Consider the following 23,521-nt stretch of genomic DNA (forward strand, 5'->3'; position numbering starts at 1 on the left):
CTGTTTGCCCGTTTATCCCCCGGACAGGGTCCGCCGGTACAGGAAGAAGACCCGCTCGATCCGCGCACCCGCGCTGCCCGAGTAGAACGGCACCGGTCCTACCCAGCCGATCTGTGCCCGGTCCAGCCCAGCCGCCCGCTGGTCGCGCAGGCAGCGCCGCAACAGCACCCCACCGATGCCCGACCCCTCCGCGGCCGGTGCGGTGCCCATCGGCCCGAACCAACTCGGCCGGGACGACCCGTACGCGGCGAAGCCGAGCACCTCGCCGTCCCGCTCCGCCAGGTGGCAACCGGCGTCGGGGCGCCCCACCGAACCGGCCAGCTCGCCGTCCCACGTTCCGCCGAAGGTGGACCGGGCGAACGCGGTCAGCGCCGGAAGGTCCGCCGGCTCCGCCCGGCGTACCGTGACGCCCTGGTCGGCCAGCCGCCGCTCCGTCGCCTCGGTGGACCGCAGTGCCGGCGACCCGTCGTACGACAGGTCCGCGGTCATGTTCCAAGCGGTCCGGTCCTGCTGGTAGCCGAGTGCGAGGGCAGCGCAGACCGCCGGCGTGTAGCGGACGTCGATCCCCGGCCACGCGTAGTACGGCGGGTTCCCGGCCAGCAGCACCTCGGTCGCCCCACGGTCGGCGAGCACCTGCTCGGCCCGCTGGAGCAGCGCCCGGCCGACCCCCCGACGCCGCTGATCCGCAAGGACCGCGACCAGGTCGACGTGCCCGATCCCCGTCTCGATTGACGACACCGAGCAGATCAGCACCCCCACCAGGTCCGCACCTCGGTACGCGCCCAGCCCGACCACGGGCCGGTCGGCGGCGGCGGCCCGGGTCCAGAGCACGTCCACTATGGAAGCCGCCTCGGCGGAGTCCTCGGGCAGGTCGAGCGCCTGCTGGCAGAGCTGTACGACGCTGGTGACCAGGTCGGCGGTCAGCTCGGTGACGGTGATCTCGGCGTCCATGGTCGCCGACCCTAGATCACCGGATGTCGAGCCGCACCCCCCGCCCGTGGGGCGACGATCACCCCTGGGCGGCGCGAACGGCGGCGTAGGCGTCGACCTGGCCGGCGCCGGTGACGTTCGCCGGAGCGCCGCAGGCGTCGGAGGGACTGTCGGAGCGATAGGTGGGCGTCACCTCAGTGGCGGTGTCCCGCAGGATCTGCCGGGTCCGGGTCACGTCGCCGACCAGCGCCGGGTTCGCCGACCACATCAGCGCGACCACCCCGGCCACCTGCGGGGTCGCCATCGACGTGCCGTCCAGCTTGGCGTAGGTGCCGCCCGGCATGGCCGACACCACACCCACCCCCGGTGCCAGCACGTCCGGTTTACCCGAGCCGCCCGGCACCGGTCCGCGCGACGAGAACTCGGCGACGCGCCGCTGGTCGTCCACCGCGCCCACTGTCAGCACGTCCGGGTAGGGGGCGGGCGGATCGTCGATCGACGCGCACCACGGGCCGGTGTTCCCGGCCGCGGCGACCACGAAGATCCCGGCGGCGTCGAGGGCGGCGGTGGCCGGCCGCAGAACGCGTTGGTCGCAACCCTCGATGGGCGGGCAGCCCCACGAGTTGGTCAGCACCTGCGGGGCGCGCTCCGGACGGCCGTCGGTGAACGGGTCGCCGCCGGCCGGGAAGGGCGCCAACATGAACTGGAGACAGTCCAGGTAGTGCGCGGGGCTGCCGAGGTTGCGATCCAGGTTGACGCAGCCCACCCACTGCGCGTCCGGGGCCACCCCGATGCCGTCCCGCCCGACCGCGCTGCCCACCGTGTGGGTGCCGTGCCCGCCCTGGTCGGTCGGGCTCCGGGTGTCGTCCCACGGGTCGAACCAGGAGTCGTCCCCACCACGGAACCCGGCGCGTAGCGCCGGATGGCCGCCGTCCACTCCCGAGTCGGAGCTGCCGACCACGATGCCCGCGCCGGTGACCCGAAGTTGGGACCACACCCGGTCGGCGCCGATCTGACGGATGTTCCACTCCGGGCCGCTGGGCTTGGGCAGGGTGCCGCGGCTCTGCCCGGCCGGGGCCGGCAACGGTCGCAGGCGCTGGCTGACCAGCACCCGCGCCACCTCCGGCCGGCGGGCGAGCCAGGCCCGCACCGCCGGGCCGCCGTTCACCTCGACCGCGTTGACCAGGTAGTACGACACCGGGTCGAGCCGCAGCCGGTTCAACCCCCGGAGCAGGTCGCCCTGGCTCTGCTCGGCGGTCGTCACCAGCCGCCGGTAGACCTCCGCCGCGCGGGCGTCCCGTCCGGCCCGGCCCGGCGCGGCGGCCGGGAGACCGCTCAGGTCGGCCTGCGTGCGCAGCACCACGAACAGCCGCTCGCCGTACAGGCCCGGCTGGCCGGGGCCCAGGTCGACAGCCCCGAACGCCACCAGCAGCACCACGGCCGCCACCGCTGCCATCCGCCTGCTCGGGGTGCGTGCCGTCGGCCGGGCGAGCAGCACCGCGTACCCGATGGCGACCAGGACCGCGACGGCGAGCCCGACGCCGGCGGCAGCCGCCACCCAGAACGGGATGTCCCGGGTGCCGACCAGCAGCAGGCTGATCTCTTCCGGGTCGGTGAAGGCCAGCGGGCCGAGCGCGGCCAGGCCCACGAGCCAACCGGTCGCCGCTCGGCCGGCGCGCACGGCCTCGGCCGGGTCGGCGGTGGGCCGCCGGGTCGCGGCCCAGAGCGCGGCCTCGGCCGGGTTGGCGGTGGGCCGCCGGGTCGCGGCCCGGGGCTCGGCCTCGGCCGGGTTGGCGGTGGGCCGCCGGGTCGCGGCCCAGAGCGCGGCCAGCGCGAAACCCACCGGCGGCAGGGTCAGCAGCGCGGGCAACTGCGCGCCGGACTGCCCGGTCCCGGCCGCGAGCAGCAGCAGCGCCACCCCGGCGACAAGACCGCCGACCAGCACCAGCCGAGCCGGCCGGGGTGGTCGCCCAACAGCGAACTGGGCCCAGAAGGGGGCGTCCAGCAGAGTCGCGGCGAGCACCCCGAGCGCGGCGGCCGCCACCAGCGCGAGAGCGGTCTCCAAGAGGCCACCGAGCGCGCCAAGCCACGCCCACGGCAGCAGCAGCGCCAACCCGGCGGCCATCGCGAGCAGCGGCACCGGGCCGACACGGCGCACGCGCCGTCCGACCGACTCCGCGCCTCCGGTGGCCTCGGGCGGCGTGGCGTCGCTGTCTCTGGCGGCCTCGGGCGGCGTGACGTCGCCGCCTCCGGCGCCTTCGGGTCGTCGGGCGTCGCCGCCTGCGGTGGCCTCGGGCCGCGTGGTGTCGCCGCCTCCGGTGGGTGCCGGGCCGCCGACCGAGCCGACCAGCCCGGGGTACGCCCATCGGCGCGCCGACCAGCGCACGGCGAGCGCGCTGAGCAATGCGGCGCCGGCCAGCGCGGCGAGGTACGCCTCGTGGTGCACCGGTGGCACGGCCCGCAGCAGTGTGAACACGCCGAGCGCGATCGCCCCGATCAACCAGGCCCGCCCGGTGGCCCGGACCGCGCCCGACCGGGGCAGGACGGCAAGCAGGAGGGCGGGCGTGCCGACCAGCACGACGGTGGCCAGGCCGAGCACCGGCCAGAGCCAGCCGAGCCGGTCCCGTCCGAAGCCCAGCAGCACCTGATCGGTGAGCCAGCCCCCGGTCTGGGTGCCAACGGTGACCGCAACCGTCCAGCAGCCGACCAGCACGGCCGCGACCACCGGCCACGGGGAACTGCGGCCGCTGGGGCCCTGGTACGCAGGTTGACCTTGCATCCGAGAACCTTACGACTACGAGGAAGGGTTTCGACCCGACCGTCGGGTTCCGAGGCGTCGAGGAAGCGTGCAGATCTTGGACAGTTTCCGTCACGCGATGACGGAAACTGTCCAAGATCTGCAATGGGTCGGCCGGGATCGGGTGGCGGAACGTGTCGTGCGCTCCGGAGCAGGTAGGCGCGGTGCGGGGCGGGCGGCGAATGTCGACACGGTGGCTCGACGGTTACGGTGGACAGGTGCGCGACCCCAATGTCTCCCGATCAGTCGCCGGTCAGCTCTCACCGGTCCGCCGTGCGTCCGACCTGCGTCGACTGCGTGCCGAACGCTTCGACGTGCTGGTCATCGGGGGCGGGGTGACCGGAGCCGGTGCCGCCCTGGACGCTGCGTCCCGTGGCCTGAAGGTGGCGCTGGTCGAGGCACGTGACCTTGCCGCCGGGACCTCCAGCCGGTCCAGCAAACTCATCCACGGTGGCCTGCGGTATCTGGAGCAGTTGGAGTTCCACCTGGTCCACGAGGCGCTCACCGAGCGCGGCCTGCTGGCCACCCGGCTCGCGCCGCACCTGGTACGCCCGGTGCCGATCATGGTGCCGCTGCCGGCCGGCCGGGGCCTGCGGGACCTGCCGGCCAGGGTCTTCCGGCGCTCGTACTACGGCGCCGGGGTGGCCGCGTACGACGCCTTCGCCGGGATTTTCGGCGGGGGTCGGGGAATGCCCCTGCACCGTCACCTGACCCGGGAAGGCGCCCGGCGGATCTTCCCGAGTCTGCGGGCCGACGCGCTGGCCGGGGCGATCCGCTACTACGACGGGCAGGTCGACGACGCGCGGCTGGTTGTCACACTGGCCCGCACCGCTGCCAGCCTCGGCGCCACAGTGGTGAGCAGTGCCCGTGCCGTCGGGTTGATCCGGCAGGCCCGCGAGGTGACCGGCGTCCGCGTCCGGGACCTGGAGGCGCCACCGGGCTCGCCGGACGCGGAGTTCGAGGTGCAGGCCCGCACCGTCATCGCCGCCACCGGCGTGTGGAGCGACGACATGTCCCGGATGCTGAACGACGTCGGCCTGCGACCCGGCATCCGGGTGCGCGCCTCCAAGGGGGTGCACCTGGTGGTGCCCCGCTCGGCGATCACCGGCGAGACGGGGCTCATCCTGCGTACGGCGAGTTCGGTGCTCTTCGTCATCCCGTGGGGCGGGCACTGGATCATCGGCACCACTGACACCGACTGGCGGCTGGACCGTTCCCACCCGGCCGCCTCGGCCCGCGACATCGACTACCTCCTCCAGCAGGTCAACACCGTGCTGGAACGGCCGCTGACCACCGCCGACATCGAGGGGGTGTACGCCGGGCTGCGCCCGCTGCTGGCCGGCGAGGCCGACTCGACCTCGAAGCTCTCCCGGGAGCACGCGGTCTTCGAGCCGATGCTCGGGCTGCTGCTGGTCGCCGGCGGCAAGTACACGACGTACCGGGTGATGGCGTCCGACGTTGTCGACCGGGCCGCTCGCCGACTCGGTGGCGCTCGCTCGTCGCGCACCGCCGACCTGCCGCTGCTCGGCGCCGACGGCTACCCGGCCATGTGGCGGGACCGGGCCGACCTGGCCCGCCGGCACGGCGTGCCGGTGGGCGTGGTGGAGCACCTGCTGGAGCGGTACGGCACCCTCACCCTGGACCTGCTGGCGCTGGTCGACGCCGATCCTCTGCTGGCGTCCCCGCTGGCTGGTGCTCCGGAGTATCTGGCGGCCGAGGTCGCGTACGCGGCGCGGGCCGAGGGCGCGTTGCACCTGGAGGACGTGCTGACCCGGCGGACCCGCATCTCGTTCGAGACCAGCCACCGAGGGCTGGAGTCGGCGGAGCACACCGCCGAGTTGATGGGGGCGGTGCTCGGTTGGGACGCGGCCACCCGGGCGCGCGAGGTCGAGCACTACCGGGTTCGGGTGGAGGCGGAGCGGCAGTCCCAGTTGATGCCGGACGACGCGGCGGCGGACGCGGCCCGCCTCGGCGCTCCGGACGTCAGGGGTTACGCGGCCGACCGGGGCGACGACAACCAGGCGGAGCTGCGCTCGTCCGCTCGATGACGAATTGCGACGTTACCGATGGGTAACCATCGATACCGGCCCGGATGGTGGTTTCGGACGCTACCTACGGTGGGGTAGGTTTCCGCGCGTGCTAGCCCGCGCGCGCCCTCGTCTGCTCCTACCCTTGCTCGCCGTCGCGCTCGCCGGTGCCCTGACCGGGTGCTCCCTGTTCGACGGAGACAAGCCGAGCACCCCGGTGGCGCAGCCGACCCCCGGCACGGCGGGTGGCGGCTCGCAGCTGGAGATCCCCACCACCGTCGCCGCCGGTCAGGTCAGCCTGCTCCAGCGGCTCGGCGAGGACGGGCCGATGCGCACCCTGAGCGTCGAACGGAACGGCGGGTGGCAGTGCGTCGACTGCGCCGGCGACGGCGTGACCTCCCGGGGCACCCTCGCACCGGAGCTGACCGAACGGCTCCAGGTGCTGCTCGCCAACCCGAAGCTGGCCGACGAGACCGATCAGGCCCGGCGGTACCGGACAACCTGCATCGACGCGCTGACGTCCAGCCTCATCACTTCGGCCGGGCTGATCACCTCGCAGGACTGCCCGGGCGAGGAGCTCACGCCGGTCGCCGGGGAGATCCTGCTGCTGCTCACCCAGGCGACCCCGGCCGAGGTCAAGGGCTGACCGCAGCCGCTCAGAGCACCTTGCCCGGGTTGAGCAAACCGGCCGGGTCGAGCGCCGACTTGATCGCCTGATGCACCCGGACACCGACCGGCCCGATCTCCCGGGCCAGCCAGTCCCGCTTGAGCAGCCCCACCCCGTGCTCACCGGTACACGTGCCGCCCAGGTCCAGGCCGAGCCGCATGATCTCGTCGAAGGCCCGCCGACCCCGCTCCACGCTCGCCGGGTCGGCCCGGTCGACAACGATGTTCGGGTGCATGTTGCCGTCCCCGGCGTGCCCCACCACGCCGATCGGCACCTCACACTCGGCCGCGATCCGGGCGACCCCGTCCAGGAGCGCGGCGAGCGCGCCGCGCGGCACCGCCACGTCGTCGATCACCAGACCACCGATGCCGCCCGGGTAGGCGTCCGCCGCGAACTTCTCCATGGCCGGGTGGGCCAGCCGGCGAGCCTGGAGCAGCGCCGCCGCCTCCACCGCGTCGGTGGCCGCGTAGACCTCGTCGGCGCCGACGGCCTCGCACACCTCCGCCAGCACGGCCAGGTCGTCCGCCGCCCGGGAGCCGGTGTCGGCGGCGGCCAGCAACAGGGCCTGCGCGTCGGTCCGCAACCCCATCGGTTGGTACGCCTCGATCGCCCGGAGGTGGGTCTGGTCCAGCAACTCCAGCAGGCTGGGGGTGAGCCCGCGAGCCGCGATCTCGGCCACCGCCGCGCCGGCCGTGGCGGTGGATCCGAAGACCGCCACCAGGGTCAGTGAGTCGGCCGGGGCGGGGCGCAGCGCCACTGTCACCTCGGTGATCACGCCGAGGGTGCCCTCCGAACCGACGAACAGTCGGGTCAGGTCGTAGCCGGCCACCCCCTTGGCCGTACGCCGGCCGGTGCGCAGCACCTCACCGGAGGCGAGCACCACCTCCAGGCCGAGCACGTACTCGGTGGTCACTCCGTACTTCACACAGCACATGCCGCCCGCGTTGGTGGCCACGTTGCCGCCGATCGTGGACGACTCCCAGGAGCCGGGGTCCGGCGGGTACCAGAGGCCCTGTTTCGCCACCGCCCCGGCCAGGGCCGCGTTGACCACCCCCGGTTGGACCACGGCGATCCGGCTCACCGGGTCGATCTCCCGGATCTCGTTCATCGCGACGGTGCTGAGCACCACCGCGCCGTCCACCGCGTTCGCCGCGCCGGCCAGCCCGGTCCGCGCGCCCTGCGGCACCACCGGTACGCCGTGCCGCGCCGCCGCCTGGATCACGGCGACCACCTGTTCGGTGTCGCGTGGGCGGGTCACCACCAGCGGGACGCCGGCGGCGCACAGGTCGGCCTCGTCCCGCTGGTGCAGGCGCAGCAGGTCCGGGTCGGTGAGCACGGCGTCGTCACCGAGCGCGGCGCGCAGGTCGTCGAGGAGCGCGGTGGGGGCCATGCAGCCGAGGTTAGGGCGGTACCGGGCGATCATCAACATGATCGACTGAGCGGGTTAACGTGGCACCGTGCTCTACCTGGACCGGCCGGCCTGGCCGTGGCGCGGCCGGCTCTGGTCGCACCTGATCAGTGACGTCTCGTACGCCGAGCTGCACGCCTTCGCCGAGGCGCTCGGCGCGCCCCGGCGGGGCTTCGACCGGGACCACTACGACATCCCCGCGGACCGGTTCGCGGCGGCGGTGTGGCTCGGTGCCCAGGTGGTGCCGAGCCGGGAGCTGGTCCGGTTGCTCCGCGCCGCCGACCTGCGTCGGCCGAAGCACCTGGTCAACCCGCGTTCTCCGGTGCCCCGGTGAGGGTGGCCAGCTCGCGGCGCACATTGTCCCGGGCGGGCTCTTCCCACCGGCTCGCCAGCGGTGGCGACCGGAACAGCGCCGGCAGCGACAGCAGGCCGGTCAGCACGGCGGCCCGCCCAGCCCGGAAGGCCGGCTCCGGCACGTGGGCGTACTCCCGGCGGATCGCCGCCGCGTAACGCTCGTAGCTGGCCGGCGGCGCGGCCAGCACGGCCAGGTCCGCGTCGCAGAGCAGCACGCCGTCCCGGTCGCCCGGCGTCAGAGCGTGCCCGGCGGTGAGCAGCACCAGCCGGCGCACCTCGGCCACCGTGGGCTCCGGCACCCCGAGCCCGGTGAGCACGCTCTCGGCCAGCGCGGCGCTGTCCCGTTCGTTGGCGTCGCCGCTGGCACGGGGGTCGTAGACCGCGTCGTGGAACCAGGCCGCCAGCCGGACCGCATCGGCCCGGGCGGCCAGGTCGGCGTGCTGGTCCACCACATCGAGCACCGCCGTCAGGTGGGCCACCGTGTGGTAGTGCCGGTGCGGCTCCCGCCAGCGGGCGATCAACTGCTCGCCGGCCCTGGTGGTCTCCGGATCGGGCCTCGCGCCGGCACCCCGGGCCGCCGCCCGCCACCGGTCCAACAGATCAACCACCGCCCGAGTCTGCCGCATCCGCCCGCGACGCGCGGGTAGGGAGGGTTCAGCGGGGCCACCACGGGTAGTCGCGCCCATGGCCGTGGCCCGGGACAAGCGACAGCCGATGGTGCGACGTACCGCGCTGCGCGACGGTTTGGTGGACATCGACGGCGCACGGATCGCCGAGGCCACCGAGCAACTGCGCCACCGCAGCCGGGCCACCCTGCACGATCGGCTGCACCGGGTACGGATGGCCGGCGGACTCGCGGTGCAGGCCGGGCTGGCCGCCGGGCTCGCGTACCTGATCTCGCACAAGGTGCTCGGCAACCCGCAACCGGTCTTCGCCCCGATCTCCGCGGTCGGCACCCTGGCCGCGTCGGTCGGTCAGCGGTTCCGCCGGACGGTGGAGCTGATCGTCGGGGTGGGGGTTGGGGTTTTCGTCGGCGACCTCCTGATCTACCTGCTCGGCACCGGGGCGTGGCAGCTCGGCCTGGTGGTCACCGTGGCGATCCTGCTCACCATCTTCGCCGGAGCGAGCGTGGCCATCGTCATCCAGGCGGCGGCCACGGCGGTGCTGATCGTGACGCTGAGCCCGTCGACCCAGAACCTGGAGATCCCCCGCTTCGTCGACGCGTTCCTCGGCGGTGGGATCGCGCTGCTGGTCACGGCGGTGCTGCTGCCACTGAACCCACTCCGGGTGATCAACCGGGCGGCCCGCCCCGCCCTGGACCTGCTCGCCGCCCAGCTCGACGCCACCGCCGACGGGCTGCGCAACCGGGACCGCGCCACCATCCAGGCCGCACTGGAGAGGCTGCGCAACAACAAGGAGGAGCTGGCCACGCTGGGCGAGGCGATCGAGGGGGCGAAGGAGACCGCCACTCTCTCCCCGGCCCGCTGGCACCGCCGCGACGAACTGACCCACTACGCCGAGGCGGCCGACCCGATCGACCGGGCGATGCGCAACAGCGGCACCCTGATCCGCCGGTCCGTCACGCTGGTCGAGGACGAGGAACCGGTACCCGATCCGATGCCGGACGCGATCGGTCACCTCGCCGAGTCGGTCCGGCTGCTCAAGCACGAGTTCGCCGCCGGTGAGGAGCCGGAGGAGGCCCGGGAGCGGTCGCTGCGGGCGGTCAGCGAGGCCGGCCGGGCGTACGGCGCAGGGGTGGGGTTCTCCGGAAGCGTGGTGATCGCCCAGATCCGGACGACAGCGAGCGACCTGCTTGTCGCCTCCGGCATCGAGCAGGAGGAGGCGAACCGGTGGATCCGCACCGCCTTCGGGGAGCAGGAGCGCCCGGTCGGTGAGCCCGCCGAGCCCGGCGAGACGCCGAAGCCACCCACCGCCCCGCCGGTCGGCTGAGCGGAAACGACCGCCGGGCGGACCTCAGGCCAGCTCGGCCAGGGCCGCGAGCAGCCGGTCCACCTCGGCGGCCGTGCTGCCCAACCCGATGCTGGCCCGCAGCGCGGTGGGCGGCAGGTCCCGGCGGCCGGTACGCCCCGCCGCCTCGCCGAGCAGACGCCGGGCCAGCGGGTGGGCACAGAACAACCCGTCCCGTACGCCGATGTGGTGCTCGGCGGCCAGCCGGGTGGCCACCTCGGTGGAGTCCCAGCCGGCGACCACGAATGAGACGATGCCGACCCGGGGCGCGTCCGGGCCGAAGGTGCGCAGCTCGACGACGTGCGGCAGGGCGGCGAGGCCGGTCCGGAGCCGGGCCAGCAGGGCCTGCTCGTGGGCGGCCAGCGCGCTCTGGTCCGCCTCGTCGAGCGCCCTGCACACCGCCGCCAGCGCGACCGCTCCGAGCAGATTCGGGGTGCCGCCCTCGTGTCGGGCCGGGCCGGTCGCCCAGGTCACGTCGTGGGTAGCCGGCCCGACGTGGCTGGTGGCACCACCGCCGGCCAGGTAGGGCGGGGCGGCGTCCAGCCAGTCGCCGCGACCGATCAGCACGCCCGCGCCGAACGGCGCGTACAGCTTATGGCCGGACACGGCCAGGTAGTCGACGTCCAGCGCGAGCAGGTCGACCGGGGCGTGCGGGGCGAGCTGCGCGGCGTCGAGCACGATCCGGGCACCGTGCCGGTGCGCCACCCGCGCCAGTTCGGCGACCGGCCACCGCTCACCCGTCACGTTGCTCGCACCGGTAACCGCTACCAGCACCGGCAACGCCGGGCTGCTGCCCCGGCGCAGCTCGGTGAGGGCGGCGGCGAGATCGCGTACCGCCCCGTCGGGGTCGCTGGGCACCGGCAGCCGCACCGACCCGCGCGGCCAGGGCAGCAGGTTGGCGTGGTGTTCGCCAGCGAACGTGACCACTGTGGTGCCGGCCGGCACGGCCCGTGCCAGCAGGTTGAGCGCGTCGGTGGTGTTGCGGGTGAAGATCACATGATCGTCGGCGCGAGCGCCGAAGAAGTCCCCGATCGTCTGCCGGGCCTGCTCGTACGCGAGGGTGCAGCGCCGCGACAGCGCTCCCGCCCCGCGATGCACGCTGGCGTACCAGGGCAGCAGCTCTGCCACCGCGTCGGCGGCGACCCGCGCGCACGGCGCACTGGCCGCGTAGTCCAGGTTGATCTCGCCGGGCACACCGAGGACGTCGAGCGACGCGGACGGCACGGTGGGCAGGCTGGGCAGCGAGGGTACGAGAGTGACGGACACGCCGGAACCTCCGGGGTCAGGGACCCCGGGTGCGACATCGGGACGGGGTCCGCGCTTGCCCAGCACACCGATCGGGCTGGGCCCGGTCATCACCCGGGGCACCCCACCGCGAACTCGACGAGGGTTGCCGGCCAGCAAGCCGGGGCTTGACGCTGGCGCTCGTGACCTGCCGGCAGCATAGCGGCTGCCGATGCGACCGAACCAGCCGGCGGCGGATGGCTACGCTGACCGCATGGCCGACACCCCGCCCGGTTCACCGCTGCCGCCTGCGCCCGCCTCCCCGCCCGCGCCCGCCGGCCCGCCCATGGGTGAGACGCCGCGAATGCCGCTGCGCCGACTGGGCTGGCGGCGGTTCCTGGTGCTGGCCGGGGTGGTGCTGTTGATCGCGGCGTGCGCGGTCTTCATGGTCTTCACGCTCGGCCAGTCGCTCGGTGCGCAGGCCCTGCTGATCGGGGTGGTCGCCGCCATTCTGCCGGTGCCGGTGCTGGTCGGCTGCTTCCTCTGGCTGGACCGGTACGAACCGGAGCCGCTGAAGTATCTGATCTTCTGCTTCGCCTGGGGGGCGTTCGTCTCCACCGCCGCCTCGCTCACCGTGAACGACTTCGCGGCCAACCGCTTCGCCGACTGGGGCCTGCCGTCGGCGCTCACCGGGGTGCTGGTGGCGCCGTTCATCGAAGAGCTGACCAAGGCGCTGGGCCCGATCCTGCTGCTGGTGTTCCGCCGCCGCGAGTGGTCGGGGATCACCGACGGCCTGGTCTACTGCGGGCTCGCCGCGGTCGGCTTCGCGATGGTGGAGAACATCCTCTACCTGGGCGGCTTGGGCTACGCGTCCGGCGCCGACCGGTACGGCCCGGCCACCGGCATCCAGCAGGTCATCGCGATCTTCATCCTGCGGATCCTGCTGTTCGGTTTCGCCCATCCCCTTTTCACCTCGATGACCGGTGTCGGGTTGGGTATCGCCTCCCGGACGGCGGACCGGCGCATCCGGGTGCTCGCCCCGATCGCCGGCCTGCTGCTGGCGATGATGCTGCACGGCACGTGGAACCTGCTGCCCACGCTGACCCAGGCCACCGGCGAGGCCATGATCATGCTGTACGGCTTCCTGGGCCTCATGGTGCCGGTCTTCTTCGGCACCGTGGGGCTGGCGCTGTGGCTGCGCGCCTGGGAGGGGCGACTCACCGAGCGGGTCCTGCCCGACTACGTACGCGCCGGCTGGCTCAGCCCGCCCGAGGTGGCCGCCCTGAGCAGTCTCGGCCGGCGGCACGCAGCCCGCAGTTGGGCGCGGCGGGTGGCCGGCGACGCCGGGGTGCGGGCGATGCGGGGTTACCAGTCCGCCGCCACCCGGCTGGCCCTGCTGCGCGACGGGGCGCTGCGCGGCCTGGACCGCAAACCCGCCGACCAGGAGCGGACCGCCCGCGAGGAGCGGGAACTGCTGGACGCGATCACCGGATACCGGTCGTTCTTCGTGGGTCGGGACCCGCAGGCCCCGGCGGGGGTCTGGGACGGCAGCCGCTACCACCTGCGCTTCCCGGACGGCACCGAGCGCGCGGTGGACGCGCCGGACGAGCCGGTGGTGCCGATCCCGGTGGTGCTGGCTCCCGCCCCGGCTCCCATGGGTTACGCCCCGCCCGGCCGGCCCAGCCTGCGCCCGGCCTCCCCCTGGCCGCCAACGCACCCCTGACACCGCCGCCAAGCCCCCGCCCCCGCCCCCGCCCCCGCCCGCGCCCGCGCCCGCGCCGATCTTGCAGTTTCGGTCGTCGAAAAGCGTGGAATGCCCTCTACGCCGCGACAGTAAGTGCAAGATCGCGGCCGACTCCGGTCGATCATGGAGTTGTGGTGCCTGGCTTGGCACTACTTGTGGACTTTGTCCGGCACCACAACTCCATGATCGGCGTGGCGTGGCGTCGACGTGGCCTCGCTGGGCGTCAGGTCATCAGCGAGGTTAGGAAGTCGCCGAGGCCCTGGAACATTGCGATCAGCGCGGCGCCGATCGCCCGGAACATCTGCGCGGCGCCGTCCGGCCGAAAGGCCATGAAGTAGATCAGGAACGCGACACTGCCCCAGGTCAACAGCTTCTTCACGAATACCGGCATCGTCCCTCCCCAGGGCCACGGTCGCCGGATGGCTTCCCGTCGTGCGGCTGGGCAAACGGTGCGCGACGGGGCCTGGTGGCCGGGGGAGGTGCGTCAGAGGTAGAGGCCGGTCGAGTCGTTCTCGATCCGCTCGGCGGCCACGGCGTGCACGTCCCGCTCCCGCAGCAGCACGTAACCGCGACCGTGCAGCTCGACCTCGGAGCGCTCGTCCGGGTCGAAGAGCACCCGGTCGCCGGAGACGATGGCGCGCACGTTCGGCCCCACTCCGACCGCAGTGGCCCAGGCGAGGCGCTTGCCGACCGCTGCGGTCGCCGGAATGACGATGCCAGCGGTGGAGCGGCGTTCGCCCTCGCTGCCCTCCATCCGCACCAGCACGCGGTCGTGCAGCAGGCGGATCGGCAGGCCGGCGTCGAGATCGTTGTCGGCGGTCACGTCGCAGACGCTACCGTGTGGCCGACGGTGGCCGGCCGGTGGTTACGCCGGAGGTGGTCGGGGCATTGTGTGGCGGAACCGCCCTACGGTGTCGGGAACGGACGTATGCTGTCCGACCTGTCGCCGTCGGCGGGCCGGGTTTTCTGCCAGGAGGTGCGCTTGAGCCGCTTCGAGCGGGTACGCGGGCGGCTTCGCCGCGCCTACCAGTCACGACAGGAGTCGGCGCCTGCCGACGAGGGCGCCGCGAGTGACGCGTTGAACGACGCGTCGGAGGCGGCCCGGGTGGCGTCGCCGGCCGTGCCGGGGCCGACCGCGCCGCCGAGCGCCGCTGTCTACGGCGCGGAACCTCCGGTGGACCTGCACAGCTCCACCTCCAGTCGGGACGACGCCGACGTTCCGCACGGGTTGCGGATCGCCGCCGCGTGGTGTTGGCGACTGATCGTGATCGGCGTGGTGGCCTGGGCGCTGCTGCGGATCGTCGGCACGGTCAAGATCGTGATCATTCCGCTGGCCATCGCGCTGCTGCTCTCCGCACTGCTCGCCCCTGCGGTGGGCTGGTTGCTGCGGGTCCGGTTCCCCCGGTCGCTGGCGACGGCGGTGGTGCTGGTCGGCGGCCTGGCCGCGGTGATCGGCACGCTGACGCTGGTGGTCAACGAGTTCATCCGTGGCGTACCGGAGCTGAGCGAGAAGTCCTCGGAGGGCGTCCGGCAGATCCAGAACTGGCTGAAGACGGGCCCGCTGCACCTTTCCGACACCCAGCTCGACCGCTACATCGACGAGGCGCAGGCCTGGATCAACAACAACACCTCAAGGTTCACCAGCGGCGCGCTGAGCACCGCCGCGACGCTGGCCGAGGTGCTGACCGGCACGCTGCTGGTGCTCTTCGCGACGTTCTTCTTCCTGCGCGACGGCAACCGGATCTGGCGGTTCCTGGTCCGGCTGCTGCCGGTGGCCGCTCGGTGGAAGGTCGACGACGCCGGCCGCGCCTCCTGGCAGACGCTTGTCGCCTACGTCCGCGCGACAGTGCTTGTCGCCTTCATCGACGCGGTCGGCATCGGCATCTTCCTGGTCGCCTTCGACATCCCGTTCGCCTTCCCGCTGGCCGCGCTGGTCTTCCTCGGCGCGTTCATCCCGATCGTCGGTGCGGCGCTCTCCGGCGGCGTGGCGGTGTTGGTGGCCCTCGTCGACAGCGGCCCGGTCACCGCGTTGATCATCCTCGCTGCGGTGATCGTCGTGCAGCAGGTGGAGGGTCACATCCTGCAACCGCTGATCATGGGCCGGGCGGTCGCCCTGCACCCGCTCGCGGTGATCATCGGTATCGCTGCCGGCGTCGTACTCGCGGGCATCACCGGCGCGCTGGTCTCCGTGCCGCTCATCGCGGTGCTGAACACCGCGGTCCGCCGGCTCGCCGCCCGCAGGGTGCCGGACACCCCGCCCGACGCCGTGGTCGTCGCCTCCCAGGCCCCCTAGGCCCGCGCGTCCCGCCAGATCACGGAAAGAGTGGCCTCCCGGCAGCGGGAGACCACTCTTTCCGTGTCGTAGCGCGATCGTGGGCCGGCCAGACCGGCCCAGGTGCGGCGCGGCGAGGGTCAGGACTTGGCGAGACGTTCCAGGGCGCCTCGGGCCACCTCGGGGCGCGTGGTGTACCAGAACGGGGGCAGCGAGCGGCGCAGGAACGGCCCGTAGCCCCGCGCCGTCTCCAGTCGGGAGTCCAGCACCGCGACCACGCCCTTGTCGCCGGTCGCCCGGATCAGCCGGCCGACGCCCTGCGCCAGCCTCACCGCCGCGATCGGCACGCTGACCGCTGCGAAGCCGGAGCCGCCGCCCGCGTCCACCGCCGCCGCGCGGGCCGCCGCCAGCGGTTCGTCCGGGCGGGGGAAGGGCAGCCGGTCGATGACGACGAGCTGACAGGCGTCGCCCGGCACGTCCACCCCCTGCCAGAGCGACATCACCCCGAACAGGCAGCTGGCGCGCTCCTCGCGGAAGCGACGCACCAACAGCGGCAGCGCCTCCTCGCCCTGAAGCAGGACCGGCAGGTCGGTCCGCGCACGCACCAGCTCCGCCGCCTGCTGTGCGGCCCGCCGGGAGGAGAAGAGCCCGAGAGTACGACCACCGAGCGCCTCGACCAGCCCGAGCAGTTCCTCCCCGGCAGCATCGGGCAACCCGGAGACGCTGGGGCGGGGGAGGTGCGCGGCGACGTAAAGGATGCCCTGCCGGGCGTAGTCGAACGGCGAACCGACGTCGAGTGACCGCCACCCGGGGCCCTCGGTGGCCGGGACGACGGCGTTCGGGGTGACGTCGCCGGCGAGGCGACGGCCGGGCGCTTCGGCAGCCGGCCGGCCGGGGCCGGTACGGGCGGCCTGTGCGGCCGCGGCGGGGGTCGGCGGGGCGGGCGGTGGCGCGTCCAGCCCGAGGGCGCGGGCGACCGTGTCGAACCGGCCGCCCAGCGCCAGGGTCGCCGAGGTGGCCACGACGGTGCGTTCGTCGTACAGGTGGGTGGCGAGGGTGCCGGCCACCGACAGCGGCGCGACCACCAGCGCCCGGCGGTTGCCGCTGTCGTTCTTCTCCACCCAGGCCACGTCGTGGTCGCCCTCCTCCAGTAGCCGCTGCGCGGTGGTGGAGAGCTCGTCCAGGGCAGCCTTGGCCTGCTGCTTACGGACCGGGTCGGGGTCGTCGGCCTTGATGTCGCCGATCGCGTCCAGGGCGGAGCGGGTCGCCGCGTCGAGCAGCGTGCACGCCTCCCGCAGTGGCGTCGGCAGCCCCGCGGTGATCCGCCCGGCCGGCGCCTCGGCCAGCCCGACCGCCAGGGCGTCCCCGGCGGCGGTGAGCGCCTCGGCGGTCTCCGGGCGCAGCAGCGTACGGGCCCGCCGGGTGGTCCGGTCGATCAGCTCGGGCACCAGCTCCGCCTGGGCGGCGGAGGAGACGCGGTCGGCCAGCTCGTGCGCCTCGTCGACGATGAGCAGCTTGTGCGGCGGCACGATGTGCCGGTCGGCGAGCATGTCGACAGCGAGCAGGCTGTGGTTGGTCACCACGATGTCGGCCTCCCGGGCGCGGGCCCGCGACGCCTCGGCGAAGCACTCCTGCCCGAACGGGCAACGGGCCGCGCCGACGCACTCGCGTGCCGGCATCGACACCAGCCGCCAGGCTTGGTCCTCGACGCCCGGGTCCAGCTCGTCCCGGTCGCCGGTGGCGGTCTTCTCGGCCCAGTCGCGCAGCCGCTCGACCTGCTTGCCCAGCCGGCCCGCCTCACCGAGCCACTTCACCGGCTGGGCCGGGCCAGGCTTGCCGAGCGTGCCGCCGCCGGGGCGCGCCGCGGGGGCGTCGAAGAGGGTGTCCTCCGGCTCCTCCTCGGTGGAGTTGTCCAGTCGGGCGAGGCAGAGGTAGTGATGGCGGCCCTTGAGTACGGCGAAGGTGGGCCGACGGCCGAGCACCGGCTCGACCGCGTCGGCGAGCCGGGGCAGGTCGTGGTCGACCAGCTGGGACTGCAACGCCAGGGTGGCAGTGGAGACCACCACCGGACCGTCCACAGTGAGCGCCGGCGCGAGGTACGCCAGCGACTTGCCGGTGCCGGTGCCGGCCTGCACGAGCAGATGCTCGCCGCCGGCCACGCACTCCTCGATCGCCGTGGTCATCTGCAGTTGGCCGGGGCGCTCCGCGCCGCCGGGCACCGCGCCGACCGCCGCCGCCAGCAGCTCGGTGCCACTGGGTCGGGCACCCCGCCGCCGGCCCTTGGCACGGGCCGACGGGGTGGCGGAACCGGTGGCGGTGCGGGGCGGAGTCACCGTGCGACGGTACCCGGCGCCGCCGACACCGACCGCGCCCATCCGCCGCGTGGCGCGATGCCGACCGGGGCGAGGTGTAGCAGCCGACCCCGTCCGGTTACGGCCACGCTACGACGCGTTGGGCTGTATCGGTTAGGGTGCGAATCATGCCGAGCGACATGGTCCGAGTGATCTACCGCAAGTACGACGGCAGCGCCCACCGCGACTACCCGGCCCGCCGGCTCACCGAGGACGATCTCGGCGTATGGCTCGGCGTGCCGGAGGGCACCGAATCGGTCTACCACGGCCGTCCCTCGGTGGAGAAGATCCCGTTCGTGCTGTTGGTGCCACACCGCGCCTGGTGGACGGGCATGTTCAACCCCCCACCCCGCACCAGCGAGGTCTACTGCGACATCACCACCCCGGCCCGCTGGGAGTCCGACGACACGGTCCACCTGATCGACCTGGACCTGGACGTCGTCAGGCGTCGGGCCACCGGCCTGGTGGAGCTGCTCGACGAGGACGAGTTCGCCGAGCACCGGGCCCGGTTCGGCTACCCGGACGATGTGGTGGCCGAGGCCGAGGCCGCGGCACAGCGGCTGCTGAGGGCGCTCGGCGACGGCACCGAGCCGTTCGCCACCGCGTACCGCAAGTGGTTGGCCCTGGTGGTCTGAGGCCGCACGGCCGGTCTGGCCGGCTCACCAGCGTGGCGGCCAGCCGTCGTCGGCGCCCAGTGGCGGCAGGTCGGTCAGTTTCTCCGGGTTGAGCTGGTTGTAGATGGCGGTGATCCGGCCCTGGTCGACAGCGAACGCGGTGACCAGGCGAATCGGTCGACCATCGCTGTGCGTGGTCTCCAGCTGGAGGCCGAGAATGCCGTCGACGAGCACGGGCCGAGCCAGCACCCGGCCGGTGTACCGGCCGGTCCGGCCGAACAGGCCGAGCGTGAGGCGAGCCACGGGGTCCGCGCCGAACACCGGCCAGCGGGCGGCCGGGAAGTGTCCGCCCGAGTCGCCGACGAAGACCACGTCCGGCGCGAGCACCTGAAGCAGCTGATCCAACTCGCCGGACTCGGTGGCGGCGACGAACGCCTCGAGCACCCGACGCTGCTCGGCCGGGTCGGCGGTGTGCCGGGGTACGTCCGGCGAGGTGACCGCCCGCCGGGCCCGGGAGGCGAGCTGCCGGGCCGCCACCTCGGTGGTGCCGAGCACCCCCGCGACCCGGGCGAACGGCAGCGCGAACACGTCGTGCAGGACGAGGGCGACCCGTTGCTCCGGCGCGAGCCGCTCCAGCACCACCAGCAGCGCCGTGCCGACCTCGTCGGTGCGCACCGCCCGCTCCGCCGGGTCGGGCGCGTAGCCGTCGGCCGGCGACCGGCCGCCCAATGGGCTCACCACCGGCTCCGGCAGCCACTGCCCCGGGTACGCCTCCCGGCGGACCCGGGCCGAGCGGAGCACGTCCAGGCAGATCCGAGCGCAGGTGGTGGTCAGCCAGGCGGACAGGTCCCTGATCTCGGCGCGGGCCACCGGGTCGGCCAGCGCCCCGGCGTAGCGCAGCCAGGTCTCCTGTACGGCGTCCTCCGCCTCGCTGCGGCTGCCCAGCATCCGGTGGGCCACCGCGAGCAACCGGCCCCGCTCGGCCTCGAACTCCGTCGCCAGCTCCCGCACGACCCACCACCCCTTCCGGTCGGCGTCCCGGACTACATCCTCCCGCCGAGCGGGCTCCACGGCTGCCCCGAGACGGCCCGGCAAACCGGTGCTCGCCGTGGGCGCAGGTCGGTCGGTGCCGATCGGCGGGCCAGGTTCGGAGGTGGGCCTCGGCGGGCGGAACGGCGGTGGGTGGGCGATGATCCGTGCATGAGCGCACCCCAGCAAGGGCAGGTCGTGGCACCCGAGGGCGGTTCCGTGCGGGACCTGCTGCGGGTCACCGCGCCGGTGGATCTCGGCGCGATCGACCCGCGGTCCATGCCCGGCCTACCGGAGCCCGCAGGCCGCGGCGAGCACCGTAAGACCTGGGCGCGGGAGCAGGTGGAACTGGTCGGCGAGGAGCTGGGCCGGCAGCAGGAGATGCTCTTCGCGATGGCCAAGACCGGGTCGGAACGGCCGGCGCAGCGGGTGCTGCTGGTGCTCCAGGCCATGGACTGCGGCGGCAAGGACGGCACGATCAAGCGGGTGGCCGGCGCGATGAACCCGCTGGGCCTGCACATCCGCTCGTTCGGGCCGCCGACCCGCCAGGAGTTGCGGCACGACTTCCTCTGGCGGATCCGGCGTGAGCTGCCACCGCAGGGCTACGTGGGGATGTTCAACCGTTCGCACTACGAGGACGTGTTGATCGCCCGGGTCGGCTCGCTGGTGCCGGAGACGACCTGGCGAGCCCGCTATGACGAGATCAACTCGTTCGAGCAGGAGCTGACCGAGGGCGGCGTCACCCTGATCAAGGTGATGCTGCACATCTCGTACGCCGAGCAGGGCAAGCGCCTGATGGATCGGCTCACCGACCCACGTAAGCACTGGAAGTACAACCCCTCCGACATCGACTCGCGAGGGCACTGGGACGACTACCAGGCTGCGTACGCCGAGGCCCTGAGCCGGTGCGGCACGGACGCCGCACCCTGGTTCGTGGTGCCGGCGGACCGCAAGTGGTACCGGGACTGGGCGGTGGCCCACCTGCTGCGTGAGACGTTCGACACGCTCGAACTGGGGTATCCGGCTGCCGATTTCGACGTGGCGCGGGAGCGGAAGCGCCTCCTGGCTGGGGGAGCGGGTGCTGGTGGGGCGGCCGAGATGAACGGCAGGTGAACGAGCGGTGAATGACGCCTGGCCAGGGGTGGGCCGGCGAATTCCCGGTTCCGCCGTTTCCTAGCATTCACCGAGCGGGCGCTCTCGGGCACCGCCACCCTTCCACCGACGCGACGAGGTCTGTGCTGTGAAGTTTTCCTTCCGCCCCACCGAGGGCGCCTTCTACGAGCTCTTCACCAGGGCCGCGCAGAACCTGGTCCGGGGCACCGCGCTGCTCAACGAACTGGCCCTGCCCGGCGTGGACGTGCAGTCCGTCAGCGAGCGGCTGACCGAGGTCGAGCACGACAGCGACCAGATCACCCACGACCTGTACAAGAAGATCAACTCGACTTTCATCACCCCGTTCGACCGGGAGGACATCTACCGGCTCGGCTCGTTGCTGGACGACGTGATGGACCACCTGGAAGCGGTGGGCGACCTGCTCTACCTGTACGGGTTGACCGAGCTTCCGGCGCTGCCCCGCGAGCTGCACGAGATGGTCAACGTGCTCGACCAGCAGGCCAAGCTGACCGCCGACGCGATGCCCCGGCTGAAGTCGATGAAGGACCTCGAGGACTACTGGATCGAGTGCAACCGGCTGGAGAACGAGGGCGACCGGATCAACCGGCAGCTGCTCGTCCGCCTCTTCTCGGGTGAGTACGACGCGTTGACGGTGCTGAAGATGAAGGAGGTCGCCGACGAGCTGGAGGCTGCCTGCGACGCCTTCGAGCACGTGGCCAACACCGTCGAGACCATCGCCGTCAAGGAGTCCTGAGCCGGTGTCCCCTGAACTCATCGCCGTGCTGGCGGTGATCGCGGTGGCCCTGGCGTTCGACTACACCAACGGCTTCCACGACGCCGCCAACGCGATCGCCACAAGCGTCTCCACCCGGGCGCTGACACCGCGGATCGCCCTCGGGCTCGCCGCGGTCGGCAACTTCATCGGCGCCCACTTCGGCGCCGGCGTCGCCAAGACCGTCGGTGACGGTCTGGTCACCCTCCCCACCGGGGTGAGCAGCCTCGGCGTGGTCTTCGCCGGGGTGCTCGGAGCGATCGCCTGGAACCTGATCACCTGGTACTTCGGTCTGCCCTCGTCGTCCTCGCACGCGCTCTTCGGCGGCCTGGTCGGCGCCACCCTGCTCTCCACCGGCGGCATCGTGCAGTGGGGCAACATCGGCGTGAAGGTGCTGCTGCCGATGGTGCTGTCGCCGATCGTCGGCCTCACCCTCGGTTACCTGCTGATGCTGGCCATCCTGTGGCTGTTCCGGAAGGGACAGCCGGGCAAGCTCAACCGGGGCTTCCGTTGGGCGCAGACCGCCTCGGCAGCCGCCATGTCGGTCGGCCACGGCATGCAGGACGCCGCCAAGACCATGGGCATCGTGGTGCTGGCGCTCTACACCGGCGGTTTCCAGGAGAGCAAGACGCACATCCCGGGCTGGGTGTTCTGGACCTCGGCGACGATGCTCGCCCTCGGCACCTACGCCGGCGGCTGGCGGATCATCCGTACCCTCGGTCGAAAGATCATCGACCTGGGTCCGCCGGAGGGCTTCGCCGCCGAGACCGTCGCCAGCGCGGTGCTCTACTTCAACGCCCTGGTCCTGAAGGCCCCGATCTCCACCACCCACACCATCACCTCGGCGATCATGGGTGTGGGCGCGACCAAGCGACTCTCCGCGGTTCGCTGGAACGTGGCCGGCAACATCGTGCTCGCCTGGATCATCACGTTCCCGGCCGCCGCGCTGATCGCGTGCGTCACGTACCTGCTGGTCCGGCCGCTCTTCGGCTGAGTCTCCGGAAGGGCCCCCGGTCACGGTTCAGCCGTGGCCGGGGGCTCTTCCGCCGTTCAGACGTAGCGCACGCCGATCTGCTCGCGGACCGTGTCCAGCAGGGTCATCACCTCGAGGGTCGTGGCGTGCGGCACCGCCGGGCTCTCGGTCAGGCCGGCGGCCAGGCAGCGCTGCACCTCGATCGCCTCGTACTGGTAGCCGTTGCCGGCCCCGTCGGCGACGATCGTCTCCGGCTCCGCGCCGGCCCGGTGCAGGGTCACCGAACCTGGCCGGAAGAACGGCTCCGGCAGGTCGATCCGCCCCGTGGTGCCGGTGATCGAGGCGGTCTGCCCGCTCAACCCGACCATGCCGCAGCTCAGGGTCGCCAGGGCTCCGGTGTCGTAGCCGAACAGCATGCCGGTGTTCTCATCCGTCCCCTCGGGGCCGAGCTGCGCCCAGGACCTGATGTGCTGCGGTACCCCGAGCAGCAGGTGGGCCAGGCTGATCGGGTAGATCCCCAGGTCGAGCAGGGCGCCCCCGCCCAGCGCCGCGTTGCGCATCCGGTGCTCCGGCGGGAACGGCCCGGCCACCCCGAAGTCGGCCCGGACGCCGGTCACCGTGCCGATCGCCCCGTCCGCGATCAGCTCGACGACCCGCAGGATCATCGGATTCAGCCGCATCCACATGGCCTCCATCAGGAAGACCCCGGCGGCGCGGGCGGTCTCCACCAACTCGGTGCTGGTGGCCAGGTCGAGGGTGAACGGCTTCTCCAACAGCACCGCCCGACCGGCGGTGAGGCAGGTCATCGCCGCCTCGTAGTGCGCGGAGTGCGGGGTCGCCACGTAGATGGCGTCCACCTCCGGGTCGGCGGCCAGCTCCACCCAGGAGCCGTAGGCGCGCTTCGCACCGTACGTGTCGGCGAAGCGCTGCGCGCTCTCCGCGGCGCGGGAACCGACCGCGACCAACTCGGCGTCCGGCACCAGCCGGAGGTCTTCGGCGAAACGGCTGGCGATGTGGCCGGTGGCCAGGATGCCCCAACGAGTCATGCCGGAACGCTAGCCCAGCCAGGTGAACCGCCCGCCGCCCGGCCTGCGACGCAACCACATCCCGGCCCGACGCTTCGGGCCTGATGCCCTGATGAGCGTGATGACTCAGAGACATATTGATGTCTCAGGGTCATCACGCTCGAATCGCTGACCGCGCTGACCGCGCTGACCGCGCTGACCGCGCTGACCGCGCTGACCGCGCTGACCGCGCTGACCGCGCTGACCGCGCTGC

At 73.1% G+C, this 23,521-nt stretch carries 20 protein-coding genes and 1 riboswitch; of the genes, 10 read left to right on the forward strand and 10 right to left on the reverse strand.

Annotated features, from left to right (window positions below):
• Positions 1-12 precede the first annotated feature (12 nt).
• Both ACLQ3F_RS24430 and ACLQ3F_RS24435 read right to left on the reverse strand, forming a co-directional pair.
• Entirely contained in the window at positions 13-951 is a 939-nt protein-coding gene (locus tag ACLQ3F_RS24430; protein ID WP_425851618.1) for a GNAT family N-acetyltransferase, read from the reverse strand.
• Between the two features lie 58 nt (positions 952-1,009).
• On the reverse strand, positions 1,010-3,709 hold the full coding sequence (locus ACLQ3F_RS24435) for a S8 family serine peptidase (protein WP_425851620.1): 2,700 nt from the start codon (positions 3,707-3,709) through the stop codon (positions 1,010-1,012).
• Positions 3,710-3,909: 200 nt separating this feature from the next.
• On the opposite strand from ACLQ3F_RS24435, the gene ACLQ3F_RS24440 reads away from it, so the two are divergent.
• A complete protein-coding gene (locus tag ACLQ3F_RS24440; RefSeq protein ID WP_357257329.1) occupies positions 3,910-5,775 on the forward strand; it encodes a glycerol-3-phosphate dehydrogenase/oxidase in 1,866 nt (621 codons plus the stop codon).
• 124 nt (positions 5,776-5,899) lie between these two features.
• Complete coding sequence (locus ACLQ3F_RS24445) at positions 5,900-6,400, forward strand: hypothetical protein (protein WP_425851622.1); 501 nt, start codon at positions 5,900-5,902, stop codon at positions 6,398-6,400.
• A 10-nt stretch (positions 6,401-6,410) separates the two neighbouring features.
• Here ACLQ3F_RS24445 and ACLQ3F_RS24450 read toward each other — a convergent pair whose 3' ends face one another.
• The gene (locus tag ACLQ3F_RS24450) at positions 6,411-7,811 is read right to left on the reverse strand and encodes an FAD-binding oxidoreductase (RefSeq protein ID WP_425851624.1); all 1,401 of its coding nucleotides are present in this window, start codon (positions 7,809-7,811) and stop codon (positions 6,411-6,413) included.
• A 67-nt stretch (positions 7,812-7,878) separates the two neighbouring features.
• Here ACLQ3F_RS24450 and ACLQ3F_RS24455 point away from each other — a divergent pair, with 67 nt between their 5' ends.
• Positions 7,879-8,163, forward strand: a complete 285-nt coding sequence (locus ACLQ3F_RS24455; protein WP_357194030.1) for a DUF4031 domain-containing protein — start codon at positions 7,879-7,881, stop codon at positions 8,161-8,163.
• Here the strand turns inward: ACLQ3F_RS24455 and ACLQ3F_RS24460 are convergent.
• Positions 8,135-8,791, reverse strand: coding sequence for an HD domain-containing protein (locus ACLQ3F_RS24460; protein ID WP_425851626.1), 657 nt, complete (start codon positions 8,789-8,791; stop codon positions 8,135-8,137). The two genes, ACLQ3F_RS24455 and ACLQ3F_RS24460, sit on opposite strands and share 29 nt — an antisense overlap.
• A gap of 106 nt (positions 8,792-8,897) precedes the next feature.
• Between ACLQ3F_RS24460 and ACLQ3F_RS24465 the strand changes: the two genes are divergently transcribed.
• A complete protein-coding gene (locus tag ACLQ3F_RS24465; protein WP_425851627.1) occupies positions 8,898-10,133 on the forward strand; it encodes an FUSC family protein in 1,236 nt (411 codons plus the stop codon).
• A gap of 24 nt (positions 10,134-10,157) precedes the next feature.
• Here ACLQ3F_RS24465 and ACLQ3F_RS24470 read toward each other — a convergent pair whose 3' ends face one another.
• Positions 10,158-11,417 (reverse strand): aminotransferase class V-fold PLP-dependent enzyme, encoded by a 1,260-nt coding sequence (locus tag ACLQ3F_RS24470; RefSeq protein ID WP_425851629.1) that lies wholly within the window; start codon positions 11,415-11,417, stop codon positions 10,158-10,160.
• Between the two features lie 46 nt (positions 11,418-11,463).
• Positions 11,464-11,584, reverse strand: a riboswitch (SAM riboswitch).
• 23 nt (positions 11,585-11,607) lie between these two features.
• Here ACLQ3F_RS24470 and ACLQ3F_RS24475 point away from each other — a divergent pair.
• On the forward strand, positions 11,608-13,098 hold the full coding sequence (locus ACLQ3F_RS24475; RefSeq protein ID WP_425851631.1) for a PrsW family intramembrane metalloprotease: 1,491 nt from the start codon (positions 11,608-11,610) through the stop codon (positions 13,096-13,098).
• A gap of 244 nt (positions 13,099-13,342) precedes the next feature.
• On the opposite strand, the gene ACLQ3F_RS24480 is transcribed toward ACLQ3F_RS24475, so the two are convergent.
• Both ACLQ3F_RS24480 and ACLQ3F_RS24485 read right to left on the reverse strand, forming a co-directional pair.
• A complete protein-coding gene (locus ACLQ3F_RS24480) occupies positions 13,343-13,510 on the reverse strand; it encodes a hypothetical protein (RefSeq protein WP_167337262.1) in 168 nt (55 codons plus the stop codon).
• Between the two features lie 93 nt (positions 13,511-13,603).
• Complete coding sequence (locus tag ACLQ3F_RS24485; RefSeq protein WP_091402887.1) at positions 13,604-13,942, reverse strand: GroES family chaperonin; 339 nt, start codon at positions 13,940-13,942, stop codon at positions 13,604-13,606.
• Positions 13,943-14,047: 105 nt separating this feature from the next.
• Between ACLQ3F_RS24485 and ACLQ3F_RS24490 the strand changes: the two genes are divergently transcribed.
• Positions 14,048-15,412 (forward strand): AI-2E family transporter, encoded by a 1,365-nt coding sequence (locus ACLQ3F_RS24490; protein ID WP_357194045.1) that lies wholly within the window; start codon positions 14,048-14,050, stop codon positions 15,410-15,412.
• 119 nt (positions 15,413-15,531) lie between these two features.
• Here ACLQ3F_RS24490 and ACLQ3F_RS24495 read toward each other — a convergent pair whose 3' ends face one another.
• Positions 15,532-17,766 carry an ATP-dependent DNA helicase gene (locus ACLQ3F_RS24495; protein WP_425851632.1) on the reverse strand — a complete coding sequence of 745 codons (2,235 nt, stop codon included), beginning with the start codon at positions 17,764-17,766 and terminating at the stop codon, positions 15,532-15,534.
• Positions 17,767-17,870: 104 nt separating this feature from the next.
• Here ACLQ3F_RS24495 and ACLQ3F_RS24500 point away from each other — a divergent pair, with 104 nt between their 5' ends.
• A complete protein-coding gene (locus ACLQ3F_RS24500; protein ID WP_355005828.1) occupies positions 17,871-18,377 on the forward strand; it encodes a DUF402 domain-containing protein in 507 nt (168 codons plus the stop codon).
• A 24-nt stretch (positions 18,378-18,401) separates the two neighbouring features.
• Here the strand turns inward: ACLQ3F_RS24500 and sigJ are convergent, their stop codons facing one another.
• Complete coding sequence (gene sigJ, locus ACLQ3F_RS24505; RefSeq protein WP_425851634.1) at positions 18,402-19,367, reverse strand: RNA polymerase sigma factor SigJ; 966 nt, start codon at positions 19,365-19,367, stop codon at positions 18,402-18,404.
• Between the two features lie 189 nt (positions 19,368-19,556).
• Here sigJ and ACLQ3F_RS24510 point away from each other — a divergent pair, with 189 nt between their 5' ends.
• The 3 genes from ACLQ3F_RS24510 to ACLQ3F_RS24520 all read left to right on the forward strand — a co-directional run bounded on the left by ACLQ3F_RS24510 (position 19,557) and on the right by ACLQ3F_RS24520 (position 22,264).
• Positions 19,557-20,498 carry a PPK2 family polyphosphate kinase gene (locus tag ACLQ3F_RS24510; RefSeq protein ID WP_355005826.1) on the forward strand — a complete coding sequence of 314 codons (942 nt, stop codon included), beginning with the start codon at positions 19,557-19,559 and terminating at the stop codon, positions 20,496-20,498.
• Positions 20,499-20,625: 127 nt separating this feature from the next.
• Positions 20,626-21,252 carry a DUF47 domain-containing protein gene (locus tag ACLQ3F_RS24515; RefSeq protein WP_053655020.1) on the forward strand — a complete coding sequence of 209 codons (627 nt, stop codon included), beginning with the start codon at positions 20,626-20,628 and terminating at the stop codon, positions 21,250-21,252.
• 4 nt (positions 21,253-21,256) lie between these two features.
• Entirely contained in the window at positions 21,257-22,264 is a 1,008-nt protein-coding gene (locus tag ACLQ3F_RS24520) for an inorganic phosphate transporter (RefSeq protein ID WP_357194058.1), read from the forward strand.
• A gap of 56 nt (positions 22,265-22,320) precedes the next feature.
• On the opposite strand, the gene ACLQ3F_RS24525 is transcribed toward ACLQ3F_RS24520, so the two are convergent.
• The gene (locus ACLQ3F_RS24525; RefSeq protein ID WP_425851637.1) at positions 22,321-23,289 is read right to left on the reverse strand and encodes a Gfo/Idh/MocA family protein; all 969 of its coding nucleotides are present in this window, start codon (positions 23,287-23,289) and stop codon (positions 22,321-22,323) included.
• Positions 23,290-23,521: the final 232 nt, after the last annotated feature.

It is taken from the genome of Micromonospora sp. DT15 (assembly GCF_049841475.1).
Taxonomy (GTDB): Bacteria; Actinomycetota; Actinomycetes; order Mycobacteriales; family Micromonosporaceae; genus Micromonospora.

Bases quoted from the DNA above. Each gene is read 5' to 3' on its own strand.
- ACLQ3F_RS24450 (WP_425851624.1), bottom strand. From the start codon at position 7,811: ATGGCCCCCACCGCGCTCCTCGACGACCTGCGCGCCGCGCTCGGTGAC.
- ACLQ3F_RS24465 (WP_425851627.1), top strand. From the start codon at position 8,898: ATGGTGCGACGTACCGCGCTGCGCGACGGTTTGGTGGACATCGACGGC.
- ACLQ3F_RS24440 (WP_357257329.1), top strand. From the start codon at position 3,910: ATGTCGACACGGTGGCTCGACGGTTACGGTGGACAGGTGCGCGACCCC.
- ACLQ3F_RS24500 (WP_355005828.1), top strand. From the start codon at position 17,871: ATGCCGAGCGACATGGTCCGAGTGATCTACCGCAAGTACGACGGCAGC.
- ACLQ3F_RS24430 (WP_425851618.1), bottom strand. From the start codon at position 951: ATGGACGCCGAGATCACCGTCACCGAGCTGACCGCCGACCTGGTCACC.
- ACLQ3F_RS24490 (WP_357194045.1), top strand. From the start codon at position 14,048: ATGCTGTCCGACCTGTCGCCGTCGGCGGGCCGGGTTTTCTGCCAGGAG.
- ACLQ3F_RS24525 (WP_425851637.1), bottom strand. From the start codon at position 23,289: ATGACTCGTTGGGGCATCCTGGCCACCGGCCACATCGCCAGCCGTTTC.
- ACLQ3F_RS24510 (WP_355005826.1), top strand. From the start codon at position 19,557: ATGAGCGCACCCCAGCAAGGGCAGGTCGTGGCACCCGAGGGCGGTTCC.
- ACLQ3F_RS24435 (WP_425851620.1), bottom strand. From the start codon at position 3,709: ATGCAAGGTCAACCTGCGTACCAGGGCCCCAGCGGCCGCAGTTCCCCG.
- ACLQ3F_RS24495 (WP_425851632.1), bottom strand. From the start codon at position 17,766: ATGGGCGCGGTCGGTGTCGGCGGCGCCGGGTACCGTCGCACGGTGACT.
- ACLQ3F_RS24475 (WP_425851631.1), top strand. From the start codon at position 11,608: ATGCGACCGAACCAGCCGGCGGCGGATGGCTACGCTGACCGCATGGCC.
- ACLQ3F_RS24480 (WP_167337262.1), bottom strand. From the start codon at position 13,510: ATGCCGGTATTCGTGAAGAAGCTGTTGACCTGGGGCAGTGTCGCGTTC.